At 57.0% G+C, this 18,492-nt stretch carries 15 protein-coding genes and 1 pseudogene; 6 read left to right on the top strand and 10 right to left on the bottom strand.

What is annotated here, in order from left to right; all coding sequences use genetic code 11:
• Nucleotides 1-195: 195 nt before the first annotated feature.
• The 8 genes and pseudogenes from MWC30_RS12745 to MWC30_RS12780 form a co-directional block, all read right to left on the bottom strand.
• On the bottom strand, nucleotides 196-1,110 hold the full coding sequence (locus MWC30_RS12745) for an HNH endonuclease (protein WP_244084572.1): 915 nt from the start codon (nucleotides 1,108-1,110) through the stop codon (nucleotides 196-198).
• Complete coding sequence (locus MWC30_RS12750; protein ID WP_244084573.1) at nucleotides 1,088-1,510, bottom strand: very short patch repair endonuclease; 423 nt, start codon at nucleotides 1,508-1,510, stop codon at nucleotides 1,088-1,090. Before MWC30_RS12750 ends, MWC30_RS12745 begins: the two co-directional genes overlap by 23 nt.
• 13 nt (nucleotides 1,511-1,523) lie before the next feature.
• Nucleotides 1,524-2,750, bottom strand: a complete 1,227-nt coding sequence (locus MWC30_RS12755; protein ID WP_244084574.1) for a DNA cytosine methyltransferase — start codon at nucleotides 2,748-2,750, stop codon at nucleotides 1,524-1,526.
• Between the two features lie 261 nt (nucleotides 2,751-3,011).
• On the bottom strand, nucleotides 3,012-3,797 hold the full coding sequence (locus tag MWC30_RS12760) for a nucleotidyltransferase domain-containing protein (protein WP_244084575.1): 786 nt from the start codon (nucleotides 3,795-3,797) through the stop codon (nucleotides 3,012-3,014).
• Between the two features lie 361 nt (nucleotides 3,798-4,158).
• A complete protein-coding gene (locus MWC30_RS12765; protein WP_244084576.1) occupies nucleotides 4,159-5,259 on the bottom strand; it encodes an IS91 family transposase in 1,101 nt (366 codons plus the stop codon).
• Between the two features lie 19 nt (nucleotides 5,260-5,278).
• Nucleotides 5,279-6,121 carry a site-specific integrase gene (locus MWC30_RS12770; protein WP_244084577.1) on the bottom strand — a complete coding sequence of 281 codons (843 nt, stop codon included), beginning with the start codon at nucleotides 6,119-6,121 and terminating at the stop codon, nucleotides 5,279-5,281.
• Between the two features lie 337 nt (nucleotides 6,122-6,458).
• A pseudogene (locus tag MWC30_RS12775) lies at nucleotides 6,459-6,860 on the bottom strand (tyrosine-type recombinase/integrase); the annotation flags it as partial.
• Nucleotides 6,861-6,999: 139 nt separating this feature from the next.
• Complete coding sequence (locus MWC30_RS12780) at nucleotides 7,000-7,530, bottom strand: nucleotidyl transferase AbiEii/AbiGii toxin family protein (protein WP_244084578.1); 531 nt, start codon at nucleotides 7,528-7,530, stop codon at nucleotides 7,000-7,002.
• Between the two features lie 727 nt (nucleotides 7,531-8,257).
• Here MWC30_RS12780 and MWC30_RS12785 point away from each other — a divergent pair.
• The 3 genes from MWC30_RS12785 to MWC30_RS12795 are packed head-to-tail and all read left to right on the top strand — an operon-like array spanning nucleotide 8,258 to nucleotide 11,999.
• Nucleotides 8,258-8,620 (top strand): DVU0772 family protein, encoded by a 363-nt coding sequence (locus MWC30_RS12785; RefSeq protein WP_244084579.1) that lies wholly within the window; start codon nucleotides 8,258-8,260, stop codon nucleotides 8,618-8,620.
• 38 nt (nucleotides 8,621-8,658) lie between these two features.
• Nucleotides 8,659-10,197: an aldehyde dehydrogenase family protein gene (locus tag MWC30_RS12790; RefSeq protein ID WP_368860846.1), complete on the top strand. Its 1,539-nt coding sequence runs from the start codon at nucleotides 8,659-8,661 to the stop codon at nucleotides 10,195-10,197.
• A 2-nt stretch (nucleotides 10,198-10,199) separates the two neighbouring features.
• Nucleotides 10,200-11,999 (top strand): YgiQ family radical SAM protein, encoded by a 1,800-nt coding sequence (locus MWC30_RS12795; protein ID WP_244084581.1) that lies wholly within the window; start codon nucleotides 10,200-10,202, stop codon nucleotides 11,997-11,999.
• Nucleotides 12,000-12,203: 204 nt separating this feature from the next.
• Here the strand turns inward: MWC30_RS12795 and MWC30_RS12800 are convergent, their stop codons facing one another.
• A complete protein-coding gene (locus MWC30_RS12800) occupies nucleotides 12,204-13,400 on the bottom strand; it encodes an acyl-CoA dehydrogenase family protein (protein WP_244084582.1) in 1,197 nt (398 codons plus the stop codon).
• 131 nt (nucleotides 13,401-13,531) lie between these two features.
• On the opposite strand from MWC30_RS12800, the gene MWC30_RS12805 reads away from it, so the two are divergent.
• The 3 genes from MWC30_RS12805 to MWC30_RS12815 all read left to right on the top strand — a co-directional run bounded on the left by MWC30_RS12805 (nucleotide 13,532) and on the right by MWC30_RS12815 (nucleotide 16,786).
• Nucleotides 13,532-14,617, top strand: a complete 1,086-nt coding sequence (locus tag MWC30_RS12805) for an acyltransferase (protein WP_244084583.1) — start codon at nucleotides 13,532-13,534, stop codon at nucleotides 14,615-14,617.
• A 200-nt stretch (nucleotides 14,618-14,817) separates the two neighbouring features.
• The gene (locus tag MWC30_RS12810) at nucleotides 14,818-15,585 is read left to right on the top strand and encodes a YbaY family lipoprotein (protein WP_244084584.1); all 768 of its coding nucleotides are present in this window, start codon (nucleotides 14,818-14,820) and stop codon (nucleotides 15,583-15,585) included.
• Between the two features lie 13 nt (nucleotides 15,586-15,598).
• On the top strand, nucleotides 15,599-16,786 hold the full coding sequence (locus MWC30_RS12815; protein WP_244084585.1) for a hypothetical protein: 1,188 nt from the start codon (nucleotides 15,599-15,601) through the stop codon (nucleotides 16,784-16,786).
• Nucleotides 16,787-16,813: 27 nt separating this feature from the next.
• Here MWC30_RS12815 and MWC30_RS12820 read toward each other — a convergent pair whose 3' ends face one another.
• Nucleotides 16,814-18,112 (bottom strand): ATP-binding protein, encoded by a 1,299-nt coding sequence (locus tag MWC30_RS12820; RefSeq protein WP_244084586.1) that lies wholly within the window; start codon nucleotides 18,110-18,112, stop codon nucleotides 16,814-16,816.
• Nucleotides 18,113-18,492: the final 380 nt, after the last annotated feature.

Here is an 18,492-nt window from a genome sequence, read left to right on the forward strand (position 1 = left end):
CATCTTACACTCGATCAGACCCTGCTCGTCACTGTAGGTTGTCGAGCCTCAAACGCTGCGAAACGGTGATCAAGTATGGCATGTCAGACTGTGTGAACCGTTGCCACATAACGGCCTAACTGACATTGGGTTCATAGAGGCGAAGATCAACTCGCGTAGCCACAGGCTTAAGTATTTCCAAAGGGATAATGCGTATCAAATGCTTCGATGGATATCGTCGTGACAAACAGTACAGAGTGTTAGCAGATTTTCTTCCGTGTTTTCTCCGCCATCAACATGAGGTTTCACGTGATGCAGTTCTAAATGACGTGGATCGGATCTGTTCCATTCATCATGAGTCCACCCGCACTTCCGACATTTATAGCCATCTCTTCTTAAGACTCCTCGCTTCACCGTGTCCGGAATATGTCGATCATGTTCGGGGCTCTGCCGATCCGCCTCCAAAACGTATATTCCTATGTTCAGATCGGGACGGCCGGTATTCTTGGTTACGATGGGCCACCCAAATTCCGTGCGCAGTTCTCTGACACGTCTGGCCCATTCTGATCTATCTTTCGCCACATATCGCAGTTCCTCTCCCGATATCTGCTTGCCCACGTTCTTGAGAAAATACTTCAGAATCTTATCTCGGACCGCTAAGTTCTCCTTTCTGATTTCATTCGCCAGAAACCATCGATGAGCAGCGTCCCGATCTTGCACAGTACTCAACAAAAGGTAGTCGGAGGGTCCCATCTTTGAAACATCAACATTCTCAAACGGGAACTCGCCTTCTTCGGTCATCTCCTTGGCCGTTATTCCGTTCACTATGAGCCAACCGTATTGCACTTTGAGTTCCCTGATCCTTCGAGCATATTCCTGAATTCCCGAGACAACAAGAAGTTCGTCGCCGCCGATTACGGTATAAGGGTACTTTTGGAAATAGTGTAATAATCTATCTCTCGCGCTCCGCGCCACATTTCTTGGAATCAGCGACTTCCCAAGGTTTCTCAAAGCATGAAAGCACGGGACGAGTGCCAGGACCTTTTGTCGAAGACTGTCCGACTTCAATTCATTGTCGAAATTGATGATCAGCTTTTCGAGGTCTTTTCTAATGGCCTCTGATTTTGTCATCTTCTGTTGATATCCCGGATTGTTCAGTGTCTTTCCCGATGAAAATCTCTATCCTCTGCTTCAACTTCGGTAAATCCTTCACCTCACATTGCCAGATAACCAGAACAGCCCATCCAAGGGCTACGAGTTTGGTCACGTTTTGCCGGTCCCTTTCGATGTTCTTGTCGAGTTTCTTTTGCCAAAATTCCCGATTTGTCGAAGGCCTCTTGGCTCGTGGGCACTCAACATGACCATGCCAAAAACATCCATGAACGAATATCACTTTTCTGTGTCTCGGCAAGCTAATATCTGGGTTGCCGGGAAGGTCGGTGCGATGAATCCTGAAGCGATAACCCATTCTATGAAGCAAAGATCTGACGATCAACTCCGGCTTGGTATCTTTGCCTCCAACCTTGGACATTATTTGGCTTCTTTTATCCTTGCTGAAGACGTCCATTCGAGTTCTCAGACTGTGTTGAGAGAAGTACACGGACGACGTCGGCTACACGTGCAGCAAGCAAAGGTGGGACAGCATTGCCTATCTGTTTGGCGATCTCGATTTTGGAGCCTGTGAATCTGAAATCGTCCGGGAAGCTCTGAAAGCGTGCTGCTTCCCTATGTGTAATTGGCCGATGTTGCTCTGGATGGAGATACCGCCCCTTCTCAGGTTTGAAGAATTCAGTACGAATCGTGAAAGCCGGTCTATCCCACCAAAGTCGACCAAACAGATCCGTTCCACCCTGTTTCTTCCTGATCCAGCAGTCAGGTGTAAGTTCGGGAACAATCCTCTGCAAATCAAAACGATTCATTCCCTCTTTAGGTATAGCCTTATACCTTTCCAGGCTCTTTTGCGTCGGACTCCTCCCAAAGTGAAGATCCAGGGGAGGGGGAAGGTCCCTAATCTCAGTTCCTTCAGGGGGCGGCAGGTCACCAATAGCATCTCTAACCGTTTTCCAAGGTCTAGGGTTTTGAAGGTAGCTATCTCGTCCAAAGCCTGCAAAACTAAGCTGAACACTGCCCGAATTTCTGCTGAAATGGGATTTCCTGGGAGGGAACAGCGAGGACGGGTTGGCAAATCTACAGCCAATGATGAAAGCACGGAGTCTCAGTTGCGGAACTCCGTAGTCTGCCGCCAAAAGTTTTCCATGCCAGACTTTGAAACCAAGTGACTCAGCAACACCAACGATTTCGCCATGTTCAAACGTGCCGATCAACTGCGGCACGTTCTCCATCACGAAGATTTGGGCATTGCATCTTTCAACAACTTCCAGGAATGGCCGCCACAATTGCTTTCTCGGATCACCGTCTCTTTGCTTATTCAGTAGGCTGAACCCTTGACACGGAGGTCCCCCTATGACGACATCAGCGGATGGTATTTCGAGATTCCCATCTCTGAGGATTTCAACAATATCTCCGGAAACACAATGTGGGCCGAAGTTTCTATTGTATGTTTCAGCACAGAACTGGTTGAAGTCATTAGCCCAGATCGATTCAAAGGGGTGACCGAACTTCTCAGAGAACCCGAGCGTCATGCCGCCGGCCCCACAGAAGAGGTCGATCAATTTGTATCTGTATGGCAAGTCGATTAATTCTCCCTTAGAGCGGGCCTCATATGTTTGCTGATCTTCCTCCAGTAAAAGAGCAGCCTCGGTCGAGAGCATTTCAACCCCTGTCAACAAGTGGTGTAAAATTTCGGAAGGAATCCTCCGATACCGCAAGTCGTATGGCATTATACCACGACTAGACAGAAACGGTGTTACTCAAAGCTTGTACCCTCAAGGCTGAGGCCAAACGAGACGGAGACAGCCGAACGGTTTGCTCGTTAGTCGCCAGCGTTTCGACGTTCGCGAATGACACGCAAGCCAATGCCGGCGGGCTCCACGCGCTAGTTGGCCGCGGCGCGTGAACGAATCACACGGCACTCAACGGCTATCCCATACCTCCCTCAACGCCGACCTGAATACCGAATCGAGCAGGTCAAGATCCGGAGACTCTAGCGGCCCTTGGGAGGTCGCGTGCGTTCTCAAGCGAGCAATCTCTGAATCGAGGAATTCGTTGATCTCGTGGATTCGCGGGCCGATGGAAAGTTCATCACCGGCACGCTTGCGGCTCAGCAGGGACTCAACAGCCTGGAGCAGCGGGGCAGGCAACTGATCCTCCACGAGTGTGGCGAACTCCATTGGCGGCATGGCGCCATGCTCCTCTATCCAGCGGCATGCCAGAACTGGACGCAAGACGTAGAAGTACTTCTTGAGACGCACCTGATCGCCGTCGAGGTACTCCCGGTAGTTGCCCTCAGCCATGTGCAAGTAGTGGTACGTGCAGGCACGCGCCGAGAAGTACCTCGCCGATAGATTGCGTAGCCTCTCCGCCACCGACGAACTCTCCACATATACCAACGGAGAACGAAGCCATTCGAGCAGCGGAGGGTTTGACTTGGCGAACAGGACGAGCGCCTTCTTCAGGTCCCATCCGCTGATATCTAGGTCGCCGTCCAGCGCTAACTCTACGACATCGCGTCGATTCTGAACCGACAGATACCAGTCAGGGCGGCGTAGGTAGATGAAACGCACGTCCCAGTCGGAGTCAGTGGATTCGAAACCCCACGCACGGCTACCCGATTCTACGGCGTACAGAACGCGCAGATCCTCAGTATCCGCGACACGTTGGAGTTCTGCTTGGATCTTGGGCTCCACAAGTTCCCCCATGCTACGCCTCCCATGCCACGCCGAACGATTAAGAGTTTTTGCGGCGCGTAGCCGACGCAAAAAGTCGAGTTGCACTGAACCGCTCGATGAATGAGTGTAGGTTGAGATTATGGAGATTCAATAGGTGAGGTGCATCCCGATGGGTCCAATATGAACGAGGTTGCACATGAATTCAAGGATTGAATGGATAAGATGCGTGCCCTCTGCCGGCGCACAAAGATCTGGATTGGGATGGTAGGAGCGCCGGCACAGGTATATATAGGGCTCTTTGGGGAATGAGGCCGCAGGTATCCTGCGATGCCGGAAAATCTTCTTAGCCTTTTTGTGATGAGTCGATTGCCTGTTTGATTCTCATGGTTTCTCATGGCGGGTCTCTGCCTTTGCGAGGAATTGTTGCGACGAAAATGAGATGGCCAACCTTGCGGAAGGGACAAAGTGTAGGGTCGCAAAGGGGAGTGGGATCTTTGCCGGCATCGGGCAAAGGGTCCGTTGTATTGTCGTCTGCGTCTGCCAGAAGTTGCTTTGCTCGCTTGAGCAGAACGCGGTTGCATGGGGCGAAGATGCCGTAATAGCGCACTTTGTGAAAGCCGGCGGGAAGAACATGCCGCAGGAACCTGCGGATGAATTCCTGAGCAGAAAGGGTCATGGTTTTCCACGCTTTTTGGCGCGAGTCTTTGTAGCGGAACTGAACCTGGCCATTGGCGATGGAAAGGATGCGGCTGTTGGCGATGGCTATCCGATGGACATAGCGAGCAAGGTAGCGCAATACCTTGGCGGCACCCTGGACCGTGGGTTTGCTGTAGACCACCCACTGCTTTTGCCAGACGGAACCGGGAAACCGCACCCGCGGGAGCGCCTTTCTTGCAAGTTGCATGAACTTTGCGCGGAAGATTAAGGATAGAGCGGTCACCGGCACCAGGTAGTTTTTTTTGCAGGGCAACCAAGCAGGGCCATCGGAAGAAAGCCCGCCTCCCGGGATGAGGCAGTGCACATGGGGATGATAAATCATGGCCCTGGTCCAGGTGTGGACTACCATCAGAATCCCTGGTCGTCCGCCGATGTAATGGGGATCGCTTGCCAGTTTCATGAAAGCCCGGGCAGCCGCCTGGCACAGAATGCCAAGCAGCTCTCGTTGGTGGGATCTGACGATGGGCCGCAGTTCCTGTGGCAGCGTGAAGACCAGGTGGAAGTAGGGGACCGGAAGCAAAAACTTCTCACACTCCTCGGTCCATCGGCGCGTGTTCTTGCCGTGGCATTGAGGACAGTGGCGATTGCGGCAGGAGTGATAGGCGTAGTGGACCTGTCCGCACTGGTCGCATTGGAAGACATGGCCTCCAAGGGCCTCGGTGCGGCAATCTGCTATGTCGCACAACGCCCTGATATGACTCGGCAGCATGCAATCACTGAACTGCCCGAGGTAGTCGGGGCCGTAGAGCCTGAAGATCTCGGCAAGCTCCGGCATCAGGTACTACTTTGCAGGTTCAAAGCTTGTTCATCAAGTAATTGACTGTTGCCTGGAGCCGGTCGATCGTCTTTTGTGTCAGGTGCGTATAGATGGAAGTCGTCTGCGGGCTTTTGTGTCCGAGCAGCTCCTGAATGATGCGCAGATCGATACCATTTTCCAAAAGATGGGTTGCATAGGAGTGGCGCAGCGTATGTATGGATGCGTTCTTTTCTATTCCACTCTGGCGCACAACGGCTTTGAAAGTCTTCTGCAGGCTCGTATCGGAGATAGGTCCCGTTCCATTTCTCATCGGAAAAAGCCAGGGCTTGGGCCGACAGACCGCCCAGTATGCCCGCGGGCACTCGAGGGTCTTCTCCGGCAAAGGCACGTATCGATCTGTTCCTCCTTTGCCGTTGCGCACGTGAACCAGCATTCTTTGGCTGTCGATATCGCTGACCTGAAGGTGAATCCCCTCGGACAATCTCTGGCCGCAGCAGTAAATCATGCGCAAGGCCATCGCTGCCACCGGGTTTTTCACCAGGTAGAGCAGACGCCGAACTTCGGGCAGGCTCAGAACCACCGGAAGCTTCTTTCTTTTCTGCGGTCGGATCAGACTAAATACGGGCCACTCTCTGCCCAAGGTCTTTTCATAAAAGAATTTTATCCCGCACAGATAGATGGTGACGGTGCTGCGGGCCGCTCCTCGCTCATTGATCAGATGCAAAAAGAAATTGCGGATCTCTTCTTCCCCGAGCTGATCGGGAGGCCGGTGGTAGTACTTGGCAAGCCCCCTCACGGCATCGATGTACGACTGCTGAGTCTGCGGCGAAAGACCACGAAGCTGCATCTCCTCTGCCATTCTTCTTCTGAGCTCGGTCATGGTATCTCCTTTCTCCCAAGGTGTGTGAAAAGACAGCTCACAGTGATATCTTGAGAGATAGAGATGACTCAGAACTTCACAAGATCATTGGAAAAAATATAAAGGAAGGTGCTATGGTCGTGGGGTTGTACGCAGGCTACCGCGTAGCGGTTTAGTGCAACATTATACTAGACTGCCTAAAGTAAATCGGAAAATGCGGCTCGACGAGCCGTGTATACTTCGAGGTATTCGAGCTGCTTCCGATGGAAGTAATAGGGGGAAGAGGCCCCCTGACAGGAATTGTCTGTCTGTCGGCAGGCGGTATATACTGTTGCCGCAAGCCGCATATCCCCCCTAATCAGAGCCTGTCGGCAGGGCTTTGAACTCCCATTCCGCCTTTATTCAACACATGTGTGTAAATCATGGTCGTCTTCACGTCCTGGTGCCCCAAAAGCTCTTGAACGGTCCGGATGTCATGGCCGGCTTCCAACAGATGGGTGGCAAAAGAGTGGCGCAGCACATGCGGGCCGACCACCTTGTTGATCCTCGCCTTTCTAGCCGATTCTTTGACCGCTCTCTGCAACACCGTTTCATCCATGTGGTGCCGCCGTTCGGTTCCGGTCCGCGGGTCCATCGAGCGTTTCCTGGATGGGAAAACGTATTGCCATAACCAGTCCCGGTCCGCATGCGGGTACTTTCTCGCCAGTGCAAACGGCAGGTACACATGCCCGAATCCTTCTTCAAGGTCCCGTTGATGAAGTGTCAAGCATTATTTACCTGTCCCCTTTTCTTTTTTTTCTGTCCCTTTTTTCCTTTTTTATGAACTGGATGACAAGCCGGTGATTTCCATGCGTGGTGATGGTCCGCCTTGATCCCCTCGTTCGGTCCCACACCTGAAGTTACTGCTTCTCTATGATCTCTTTCAAATCTGGATCAAGCAACTCCCACAGGTGAGGATGGCTCTCGACCAGGCGGGCAATGTCGCCAAGGTCTTTGAGTTTCTTGCTTTGCCTTCTTTCCGGGTCCCGCCATGCTTTGATTTTTCCGCGCAGAGTGTCTTCCAGAGACGCAACCCGCATAAGAATTCCATGTATGTCTGCAGGAACTGACCGGCTTGGGAAGTCTCTGTAGAAGCCTTCCGTGCTCAATTGAATGCTCACTTTGGAACGACCCCGGAAATTGATTGACCATGGAAAACGTTCAAATCTAAATCCCGCCTCTTCGAGAATTTTCGTGACAAGCTCCACGGACTCTGCCGTAACAACAAAATCAAGATCTTGGGTGACCATGGTTTCAGTTGCCCAGTGGTTAACAGCTATGCCTCCGATTGCGCACCATGCAAGATCCGCTCGCTCGAGACAATCAACCAAACGCATAACATCGTCTGTGCCACCCGCCGTCTGCCAGTCATAAAACTGCTTTGGTGTCATATTGTGTCCTCGATCATGCTTTCCTTGCACCCGAACAAGTGATTCTATAGTTTCTGTATATCTCCGGGACGTGGGGCAGGTCGAAGATTTTCAACGTGGAGAGTCGGGACTGATTTGTGGATCTCTGCGGCGAAATGGTTTACCCATCATCCTGATGTTATTTATATTTTATAGATAAAGTTCTTGCAAGAATTTTCCGAAAATATGGCTGCCTCTTTCTGGCTATCACGAAAAATAGGGAGATATACTGAAACTGGAGAACCCCGTATGCTCAACATCCCTTCCCCTTTGCAGGCACAATTCGTGGAGTGGCTGCGGAACAGGGGGACAGCAATGCGACTGCATCCTACCTGAAGTGGCTGCACTATTACTGGGATTTCTGAAAAACGTTTCACTTCCCCAATATGCAGACTGACAGCATTTCCCATTTTCTCAGCAAATTGCAGCGGAAAAAACAAACGGACGCCCAGCAACAGCAGGCATTCCACGCCATCACGCTCTCCTACGAACTTCTTCAGGACAGGGAACCCCAAAACCAGTTCTGTTCTCCTCAAGAATGAATCGCTCACGGGAAAAGATCGGAGAAATTCTGCTGCACAGCCGACACTCCGCTCATGCCGGACAATGGAACCGGCGGATGAACTGTGCCCCTCCAAACCTGCTCATTGCAAAACTCCGCCTTTCGGTTATCTTGAAAAGAGAAATATTCTCGAAAAGGGGGGATCGAATGCTGAATCTTGAAGAATTGAAGGAACGCAGGGACCTCGTCGCCCAGTTGGACTGGGAGATGACGCCCGAGACGGCGGTGGAGACCTACCTCGAATGGGGAACGGGCTGGGCCAGAAAGGACAGTTTTGTGCGCACTGCCGACCAGGAATCGTATTATTTCGTCATCTACGACTGGGAGAAGCCCATCCAGGTGACCCTGGTCCGTCAGGACACCCAGGGACGGGATGAAATCGCAAAGATCCAGGCGCCGGCGGAGTTGATCGATAAGGCCATCCAGGAAGCCGGGCGGAAGCCGGGGGTGGGGGTCTACGCCGTCAACGACGATCTGAAGGCCTGGCTGAAGGAAGCTCTGAACTGCTGAAGGTTTGCCGTGTGCCGCCCCTGCGGGGAGAGAAGTCGATGCATGTGCTGGAAATATTAAAAAAACTGAACCTGTCGGAAGAGAATTCAGGAGCCGGAAGCGGTACGGAGTGGCTGGAGTGCCGTGGGGCCCCCCTGGAATCCGTTTCCCCCGTGGACGGGCGGGTGATGGGCCGTGTGGTGCAGGCGTCCCGTGCAGACTACGATCGCATCATGGAACGGGCTGTGTCGGCCTTCCAGGCATGGCGCCAGGTGCCCGCTCCCCGGCGCGGACAGGTGGTTCGGCGCATGGGGGACGCCATGCGGCGCTACAAGCAGGACCTGGGGACCCTCCTCAGCCTCGAGGTGGGTAAGATCCGTTCCGAGGCGGAGGGCGAGATCCAGGAAATGATCGATATGGCCGATTTCGCCGTGGGGCAGTCCCGCATGCTCTACGGAGTGACCCTGCCCAGTGAGCGCTCCGGCCACCGCATGTACGAGCAATGGCATCCCCTGGGACCCATCGGAGTCATCACGGCTTTCAATTTCCCCGTGGCCGTCTGGTCCTGGAATGCCATGATCGCCCTCGTGGCGGGGGACACGGTGGTCTGGAAGCCTTCCAGCAAGGCGCCTCTCACCAGCCTGGCCACCATGAAGATCATGGGGGGTGTTCTGAAGGAAGAGAATCTCCCCGAAGGGATCCTCAATGTGGTGGCAGGGGGCGGACAGGATGTGGGCGAATGGATGGCGTCCGACAGCCGGCTGCCCCTCGTTTCAGCCACGGGCAGCGTCGCCATGGGGCGTCGGGTCGCCCGGGCCGTCAGCGGGCGGCTGGGGCGATCTCTCCTGGAGCTGGGCGGCAACAACGCCATCATTGTCACTCCCGAAGCGGACCTCTCCCTGGCGGTGCGCGCCATCACCTTCGGAGCCGTGGGTACTGCCGGCCAGCGCTGCACCACGACGCGGCGCGTTATCGTACAGCGCGACATTTTTTCCACCCTGGCGGAGGATCTTACCAGCGCCTACCGAAAGGTGCGCATCGGGAACCCCCTGGACGAGGGAGTTCTGATGGGGCCCCTCATCGATGGCGAGGCGGTGGCCAGGATGCAGGAAGCTCTCGAAGCCCTGAAGGGCCAGGGCGGCCGGGTCCTTTACGGCGGGGAAATCCTGACGGGAGGCATTTTCGATGCCGGAACCTACGTGAAGCCCGCTCTCTGCCAGGCGCCCCCGTCCGCTCCCGTCGTTCGGGAGGAGACCTTTGCCCCCATCCTCTACCTCATCCCCTACGACACGCTGGAAGAGGCCGTCGATATTCACAACCGTGTGCCCCAGGGGCTTTCATCGGCGATATTCACCAACAACCTGCGAGAGGCCGAATATTTCCTCAGTCACCGGGGCAGTGACTGCGGCATAGCCAACGTCAACATCGGCACCTCCGGGGCGGAAATCGGCGGCGCATTCGGGGGCGAAAAGGATACGGGAGGCGGCCGTGAAGCCGGTTCCGACGCCTGGAAGGCATACATGCGCCGTCAGACCACCACCATCAACTGGTCGGGCGACATGCCCCTGGCCCAGGGGGTACGGTTCGAAGTCGAGTGAGCATGCGCGAAAGTCAATTTTTGCCCACCACCCGCGAAGAAATGCTCCAGAGGGGCTGGGACGCTGTCGATGTCATCCTGGTGACGGGAGATGCCTATGTGGACCATCCCTCTTTTGGAGTGGCCCTCATAGGGCGCTGGCTCGAAGCGCACGGATACCGGGTGGCGGTTCTGCCGCAGCCGCGCTGGGATACCCCCGAAGACTTCATGAGCCTGGGGCGTCCGCGCCTGTTTTTCGGGATCACGGCGGGCAACCTGGATTCCATCGTCACCAATTACAGCGGCAACGCCAAAGTGAGGGATCAGGACGACTACTCGCCGGGCGGCAATCCCTATTTCGGGGCGGAAAAGGTCAAAACGGCCAAGCGCAGGCCCGACCGCGCCACCCTCATCTATGCCAACCTGGCGCGGGCGGCCTACGGGAATGTTCCCGTCGTCCTCGGGGGTATCGAAGCGTCCCTCAGGCGCTTCGTGCACTACGACTACCAGCAGGGGAAGCTCCGCGCCTCCATCCTGACGGACGCCAAGGCCGATCTGCTGGTGTACGGCATGGGCGAGCGTGCGGTGCTCGACATTGCGCGCAGGCTGGAGCGCGGTCAGCCGCTTCATGGCATCCCGGGGACCTGCGAGCGCCTGACGGGCAGGGAACGGGACCTGCTGGACACGCAATGCCCCGGGGCTTCTCCCGGGCCGCCTCTCGTGCTGGATTCCTGGGATGACATTCAAAACGACGTGAGCTGTTTCATGGCGGCGGAGCTGGCGGTGGACCGTCATGCACGGGCTCTCTCCAACGTCCCTGTCCTGCAGCGCCAGCAGGCCATGTGGGTCCTCCAGAACCCTCCCGCAGCCCCCTTGACGACGGCCGAGCTGGACGTCGTCTACGCCCTTCCCTTCCTCCGCGCGCCGCACCCTGCCGCCGGAGACGTGCCCGCCTACCGGATGATCCGCCATTCCGTCACGATCGTTCGGGGATGCTCCGGGAATTGCTCCTTCTGCGCCATTGCCCGCCACCAGGGGCCCGTCGTGGTGAGCCGCAGCCGCGAATCCGTCCTGGAGGAAGTGCGCCGGGTGACTCGAATGCCGGACTTCCGGGGGACGGTCAGCGACCTGGGAGGCCCCACGGCCAACCTCTACGGCACCTCCTGTGCCAAGGCTTCGCCCTGCACGCGCCACGACTGTCTCTTCCCGAAGGTCTGCCCCAGCCTGCGCACCAACGAACCGGTCTACCTGGACCTGCTGGAAAAGGCGTCCAAGGTGGAAGGGGTGAAGCATGTGATGGTCTCCTCGGGGCTGCGGATGGAGCTCCTTCTGCGGACGCCGCAGCTGCTGTCGCGCCTCCTGCTCCACCACACGCCGGGGGCCCTGAAGATCGCCCCGGAGCACACGGAACCGGAAATCCTGCGGCTCATGCACAAGAGCGGAGCGGGAGTCCTGCCCCAATTCCTGAAAAAATGCCGGGAACTGATGGAAAAGGAAGGGCGCACCATACGATTCACGCCCTATTTCATTTCGGCGCATCCGGGATGTACCCTCCAGGACATGGAAGCCCTGGCAAAGAAGATCCGCAGCCTGGGGCTGGCCGTCAGGCAGTTCCAGGATTTTACCGCCACCCCCGGGACACTCGCCACGGCCATGTACGTGACGGGCCTTAATCGGGATACCCTGGCTCCCCTCCATGTTCCCCGCGGAGGCCGGGAACGCCGGCTGCAGCGGCTCGTCCTGGAATCCATGCGCCCTCGGGAGCCCGAGGTAACGCCCCGTCCGCAAAGGAAAAAGCCGCCCGACCGTCGCCGTCGTTCTTGAAAATTTCCTCCAGGCGCGTGCTGAGTGCCGAGGTTGGTAGTGATGTAACCGTTTAGCCACCCCCTTTTGTAGGAGCGGCATCCTGCCGCGACAAACTCTGCACCTATCCGTTCCTGTCACGGCTGGAAGCCGTTCCTACAAAGAAATGGCCGCGTATTTCCAATCTTCGGCACCAAGAAGTTTTTTCTGCGCCTCTCAGCGTTTTCAGCGTCCCTTTTCCCCCGAGCGAGGAGCGCCGAAAGCGTCCAACCCCGTGATGTCGTGCCCGATGGCCAGGGTGTGAATGTCCTGGGTACCCTCGTAGGTGTTGACGGTTTCCAGGTTCAGCAGGTGCCGGATGACGGGATAGGCCAGGCTGATGCCGTTGGCGGCGAGAATGTCCCGAGCCGCCCGCGCGATTTTGAGGGCTTCGGACGCGTTGTTCATTTTCGCCATGGAAATATGGGTGTGCCGGGCTTTGCCTTCGTCCTTCAATCGACCCAGGCGGATGCAGAGGAGCTGCGCCTTGGTGATTTCCGTCAGCATCTTCACGAGCTTGCTTTGCACGAGTTGGAAGGAGGCGATGGGAACCTGGAACTGGATGCGGTTTTGGGCGTAGTGGAGCGCGGTTTCATAGCACGCCATGGCCGCTCCCACCGCTCCCCAGGCGATGCCGTACCGTCCTTCGTTCAGGCAGGTGAGGGCCGATTTGAGGCCCGTGGTGCCGGGTAGCAGGTTCTCGGCGGGAATGCGCACGTCATCGAGGACGAGGGCGGACGTCACCGAGGCGCGCATGGACATTTTGCGCTGGATGGGGTGAGCTGTGAAGCCGGGGGTCCCGCGCTCCACGAGAAAGCCGCGGATGCCGGCGTCCGTCCGGGCCCAGATGATGGCCACATCAGCAATGTGGCCGTTGGTGATCCACATCTTCCGACCCGTCAGCACGTAGGCGTCGCCTTCCCGGCGCGCCCGGGTCTCCATGTGCTGGGGATCGGAGCCCGCCTGGGGCTCCGTCATGCCGAAGCAGCCGATCTTTTCTCCCCGCACCATGGCCGGCAGCCACCGTTGCTTCTGGGCGTCGCTCCCGAAGGCCGCGATGGGGAACATGACGAGGGAATTCATAACGGACACGAAGGAGCGGAGGCCGCTGTCTCCCCGCTCCAGCTCCCGGCACACCAGGCCGTACGTGACGTTGTTGACCCCCTTTCCGCCGAAGTCCTTCAGCTTCATGCCGAGGAGCCCCAATTCCGCCATTTCCGGGATGAGATCCGTGGGAAAGACTCCCTCCTCGAAGCAATCCGCGGCTCGCGGCAGGTAGCGTGTCCGGACCCAGTCATGCACCCTGTCGCGCGCGTCCCGCTCTTCCTGCGTGAGCAGGTCCTCCACCTGGTAGTAGTCGACTCCTTCGAACGGTTTCATCATGGCTCCTTTCCTGATGGCGCAAGCTGCCGGAATTGCCTATAGTGCTCAAGACTCGAGACAATGCCCTCGTACAGGTCGGGTTGAGGTCCAAAGTCATTTTCCTGAACATTATAGAACCATGAGGCCATGCTTTGACAAGACTTCCCAAAGACGCTCTTTTCCAGGTCCACCTGATTCGGGTCCTGGCCATGCTGGGCATTTTCCTGCACCATGCATGGAATGGACCGCATCCGGACCACCTGGACGGCATTGCGGAGCGGCTTTTCGGCGCCCTGTTCCGGTGGGGGGGGCTGGGTGTCGTTTTTTTCAATATCCTTTCGGGGTTTCTGCTCGCCCTGCCCCACCTGGGAGCCTCTCGGCGCCCTCTCCCCTCCTGCGGGCCGTTCATGAGGTACAGGATGCTCCGCATCCTGCCGCCGTATTACCTGGCGCTCCTCCTCTTTTGCGCCGGAAATATCGTTCTGTTCCGCACGGAGTGGAGCGCCGCCGTTTTCACATTCCTCAAGCACGCCGTTTTCCTGCAAAGCTTCCAGTATTCCACTCTCCTATCGAACATGGCGGCCTACTGGTACATGGGACTGCTCGTGCAGTTCTACCTGCTCTTCCCATGGCTCTTGAAGCTGTTCGTGAGGCTGGGGGCGGCACAGACCTGCCTCCTCATTTGCGCCTTGTCCTGGGGCGGGTGCGAAATCCTGGCCCGCTACCTGGAATCGCATCCGGATTCAGCGTTGGGGATGGCGGGCTATCTCGTTTACTTCAACCTGCCCGGCCGCCTGCCCGAATTTGCCGTGGGCATGTGGATGGCCGGAGCGTGGCAGCCCGCCGGCCGCTCCCTCCCGGGCATCCCCTTCGACCCGGGCTTCACCGCTTTCGTCGGAGGTTCCCTGTTGTTTGTTTTGCTGGGCATGCCCTTCGCTTGGGAGATGCGGCTCCCGCTCCTCGGAGTTTACAAAGCTGCCTGCTCCTTCGTGGTTTTGATGGCGTTGTTCCTGCTGCCCATGACGGCGCAATGGGGGAGCTCCCCCATCGTCACGCGCCTGGCGGCAACATCTTACAGCATTTACCTGGTCCATCAGCCTTTGCTGAGCTACAGTGCTCTCTGGGCTATCAAGGGTTTGGGGCCGTTTCTCGCCCTGGCCTTCCTGACCTTCACCGTGGGCCCGGCGTGCTATGTCCTGGCACGATGGATCGATAAGGCCGTAGAGAAAATGGTGTAATTTTATTTTGAGCGCCAGAACATATTCTCTACCCGGGAACAGCAAAACCGGCGGTTTTCGCTTTTTGCCGGAGATCCGGCCTTGCGCTGTATGGCGCGGGGCGGTACAAAGGGTTTATATGCTGCATCGTGATAGATCTCGACACGACTGGCTCTTCAGCCGGGGGTGTGAGCACCTGCCTTTTCCAGGAAGGAGTGGCCATGAAAAAAATGGGGTTGATGGGACTGGTGATGATGATTTTTCTTGCAGGCTGTGGGAGCTCCCGGTCGGCTCCGGCGGTGGCACCCATGGTGACTTCCCCGGAGAAGCAACAGTCAGCTTCCTCTACCGGCGGGGCGGATCTGCTTCCGGGTGTCTGGATGCGCCCCATCCGGGACGGCGTCAGTGGGACGGAGGGCTTGAGTCTCCAGCCCAATGGTGAACTGGCCCTGGTGAACATCTACAGTCTGAAAGGAATGAATTGGCGCCGGAGCGGCGACACGCTCGTCCTTACGACCCGGACGGAGAAATATCCCGAACCCTATGAGAGCCGGCTCAAAATCGAAAGTCTCACGGATACGTCCCTCTCGTTGAGCGCCCGGGAGGATTATCTTGCAGGAACCTACACCCGGGAAGGCGGCCCTCTGCGTCAGGGGGCGCGTGGAAAAGTGAAGGGTACGGTCATCTACCTGCAGCGGATCGCCCTTCCCCCTGATGCGGTACTCCAGGTACGCCTGGTGGATGTTTCCCCACAGGGCGGGACGCCGGTACCCGTGGCGACACAGACCGTCTCCCGGACGAGCCAGGTGCCCATCGCCTTTGAAGTGGGCTATGACACAGCGGCTATCCGGCCGGATCACCGTTACGAAATCGAGGCCCGCATCATTGCCGCCGGGAAGACCCTCTTTGTCAATGCCTCCCCCTGCCCGGTCCTGACCGGGGGAAACCCCGAAACCGTTGAAGTCGTGGTGTCACCACCCGCCCGGTAAGGGAGCGGTTCTCATGTATCTGACTTCGTTTGTACACCGTGAAGATCTTTTCCACATTGCCGAACGCTGGTTCTGCGGGCAGCCCGAGTCCAACGACGCCCTGCGGCTGACGGAAATCCTCATCAGCGACGGCTTTGTCCTGGGAGAAACCCTGGGAGCCCTGGCCGATTCCATGCTCGGGGCCATCCATGATCAGCTCCCCCGCAAGAAGCACATTTACCTCAAAGGGGAGCTGCGGGACGCCCTTTGTGCTGGAAACGAGGAGATGACCCCGCGGGTGGAAGAGCTCATCCGCATGTATCGCAAGAATCCCGATTACTACTACCGGGAAGCTCCCATCAACGGGGTCCTGTGCTTCGGAGGGGACGACCGGTTGCTCGGGGTGTACCGCATCAAGCGTCCACGCCGGATTGCTGAAAAAGCCAACCGGAAGATTGCCACCTGGATTTTTCACCTGGTCCAGGGCCAGGCGAGGGAAATGGCCCTGCAGCGGGCTGCCGAGGCCGGGGTTCCCCTGGAATATCTCCTGAGCCCCGAAGATGTCATGACGCGCGAGTTTGTGGAAGCGGAAGAATATGTGGCTCGCAGCTTCAGCGAGGGGCACATCCAGTTCGACAGGGACTCCCTGGCCATCCATGACGTGGGGGGCATGAAGGTCATTGCGGGGCAGGGAAAATTGGCTCAGCTGGAAAAGCTCCTGTCGGCCGACCCTCGCATCCGCATCATCGAAAAGGAAACCTACCTTGGCCCGTACCAGGCCACCAATCTCATCCTCGATGTGCTCTGGGATGCGGACCAGGTCTGCCGAAGATACGAAGCAACCCGGGGGTGGGAAAGATATCGGAACCGGGGCATTCCCGAGGAGCGCTTGAGAAGGGAATTTGATTCCCTGCTGGCAGGAGGCCATCCCAGCATATTTGTGGAGGTCATTCTCTCCACTTATCCGGAGACGGTGGAATCCGAGCTGGGCAACTGCATTCACGAGAAGCGCATCGTAGCCCAGAGAGAAAACCGCCTCTACAAGGGCAACATTTCCATGAATGTGGAGTTCCTGCTGGAGTATCTTTTTGCCGTGGGCTTCAGCCCCTGCGTGAAGGTGGACAGGCTCCCCATCAAGCTCTGGGGGCGCTATCTTCCGGATACCCTGTCCCACCAGATTCGCACCCTTTACGATCGGGGCGGGTACGAGCTTTTCTATTGACCCTTCGTAAGAGCTCTCGTTGCAGTACTATTGCAGTGCTTTGGATATGGACAGATAGAAGGTGCTGCCGCCTTTCCGCCCCGGCTCCACCCATATTTTTCCCTCGTGCCGTTCGGCGATTTCCTTCACGATGGCCAAACCCAATCCCGTCCCGGGGGTGCCCCTGGATGAGGCGTTGCGGTGGAAAAGCTCGAAGATCGACTCTGAATCCTCCCTTTTGATTCCCACCCCATCGTCCGTCACGGAAAAAATGTGGAGCTCCGGGGTCTCGTCGTACCCGATTTGAATGTGCGTGAGACCGTCTCCTCCGTATTTCAAAGCATTGTCAATGAGGTTCCTGAAAACCCTGAGGAGCGACAGCCGGTCGGCTTTGATTTCCGGCAGTGTCTCGGGCTCGTGCCATTGGATGCTTCGGATGCTCAACTGGGTGGAAAACTCTTCCCGCAGCATCTGAAAGATTTCCCGCATCTGGACGTTCTCGATGCTGAGGGGCGTTTCTTTCGTCGCGGCGTAAATGTTGATTTTTTCCACCAGGGCGACGACCAGCTCCGACGCCTTCAGGATTTGGCCGCACAGGTGCCTGCCCTTGTCATCCAGGAGGTCATGGTACTGCTTGCGGAGAAGGTTCGTGAGGCCGTAAATCCCGACGCTGGGGCTTTTGAGGTCGTGGGCGACGGAATAGGCGAAAAGCTTCAGTTTTTCCGCGCTGATTCGGACCGCTTCCTCGGCTTTTTGCCGCTCGGCGATTTCGAGGCGCAGCTCCTCGTTGGCCCTGGCCAGTTCGGCCGTGCGCCGGGCCACCCGCAGCTCCAGTTCGTCATGAGCCTTCTGCAGTGCCTCCTGGGCTTTCTTGCGCTCCGTAATGTCCACCGTGACTCCCACCAGTCCCGCCAGATTTCCCTCTGCGTTGGTGAATGTGCCCTTGTTCAGAATGATGTCGTGGTGCGCGCCGTCGGGGTAGACAATGGAGCTCTCATAGATCTGGATCCCCGGGTGATGCAGGAGGGCCAGGTCCATTTCGTCATATTTCGCCGCAAGCCCCTGTGGGAAAAGGTCCTCTGCGGACTTGCCGACGATCTCCCCGCGCGTCATGCCGATGCGCTCTTCAAAAGCCTTGTTGCAGCCAAGGTAGCGCCCCCGGGTATCCTTGTAGAAAATGGGGTTGGGGATGGTGTCGATGAGGGTTTGCAGGAAATGCAGCTGGTCCTGGAGGGCTTCCTTGGCCCGCCGCGCCTCGATGGCACACCCTTCCTGGGTGGCACACATGCGACGCAGCTCCTCGATTTCCGCCAGAAGCGCTTCTCGAGTCTTTTCAGTGTCTTTCATCTTCAGGTTTCCCGTCTTTCGGGTGTGGAACTTTATGGATTCAGGGTTCTCCGGGTTTAAGGGCTTTCCCCTTCCCCGGTGCGACAATCATAATACGTGCCAACCAATGCGATGGCTTACCCATGGAGCATGCAAGGGGATCGTTTCAGCGATGGAGCATCAGATGCCGTACATTATTGTTACCTCATTCAAAGCGTTCGAATCCTCCCGGGGGTCACCTGGAATCCATTTGAGGTGATTGCCTTCGGGGCCTGGCCGTCGTTCCAGGAGTGCCTCCCCGCGCTTCTCTGTGAGGCGATCCGGGATCATCTCCTACCGAACAATTTTGTAACCTGTCGGGCGCGAGAATTCCAGGAGCTTTCCCGTGGATGATGCTCTGA

Source organism: Desulforhabdus sp. TSK, assembly GCF_022836495.1.
In the GTDB taxonomy this organism is placed as follows: domain Bacteria; phylum Desulfobacterota; class Syntrophobacteria; order Syntrophobacterales; family Syntrophobacteraceae; genus Desulforhabdus.

Coding starts and splice junctions, on each gene's coding strand:
- MWC30_RS12820 (WP_244084586.1), bottom strand. CDS start 18,112: ATGAAAGACACTGAAAAGACTCGAGAAGCGCTTCTGGCGGAAATCGAG.
- MWC30_RS12750 (WP_244084573.1), bottom strand. CDS start 1,510: ATGTCCAAGGTTGGAGGCAAAGATACCAAGCCGGAGTTGATCGTCAGA.
- MWC30_RS12795 (WP_244084581.1), top strand. CDS start 10,200: ATGCGCGAAAGTCAATTTTTGCCCACCACCCGCGAAGAAATGCTCCAG.
- MWC30_RS12770 (WP_244084577.1), bottom strand. CDS start 6,121: ATGACCGAGCTCAGAAGAAGAATGGCAGAGGAGATGCAGCTTCGTGGT.
- MWC30_RS12755 (WP_244084574.1), bottom strand. CDS start 2,750: ATGCTCTCGACCGAGGCTGCTCTTTTACTGGAGGAAGATCAGCAAACA.
- MWC30_RS12765 (WP_244084576.1), bottom strand. CDS start 5,259: ATGCCGGAGCTTGCCGAGATCTTCAGGCTCTACGGCCCCGACTACCTC.
- MWC30_RS12815 (WP_244084585.1), top strand. CDS start 15,599: ATGTATCTGACTTCGTTTGTACACCGTGAAGATCTTTTCCACATTGCC.
- MWC30_RS12745 (WP_244084572.1), bottom strand. CDS start 1,110: ATGACAAAATCAGAGGCCATTAGAAAAGACCTCGAAAAGCTGATCATC.
- MWC30_RS12760 (WP_244084575.1), bottom strand. CDS start 3,797: ATGGGGGAACTTGTGGAGCCCAAGATCCAAGCAGAACTCCAACGTGTC.
- MWC30_RS12780 (WP_244084578.1), bottom strand. CDS start 7,530: ATGACACCAAAGCAGTTTTATGACTGGCAGACGGCGGGTGGCACAGAC.
- MWC30_RS12810 (WP_244084584.1), top strand. CDS start 14,818: ATGAAAAAAATGGGGTTGATGGGACTGGTGATGATGATTTTTCTTGCA.
- MWC30_RS12800 (WP_244084582.1), bottom strand. CDS start 13,400: ATGATGAAACCGTTCGAAGGAGTCGACTACTACCAGGTGGAGGACCTG.
- MWC30_RS12785 (WP_244084579.1), top strand. CDS start 8,258: ATGCTGAATCTTGAAGAATTGAAGGAACGCAGGGACCTCGTCGCCCAG.
- MWC30_RS12790 (WP_368860846.1), top strand. CDS start 8,659: ATGCATGTGCTGGAAATATTAAAAAAACTGAACCTGTCGGAAGAGAAT.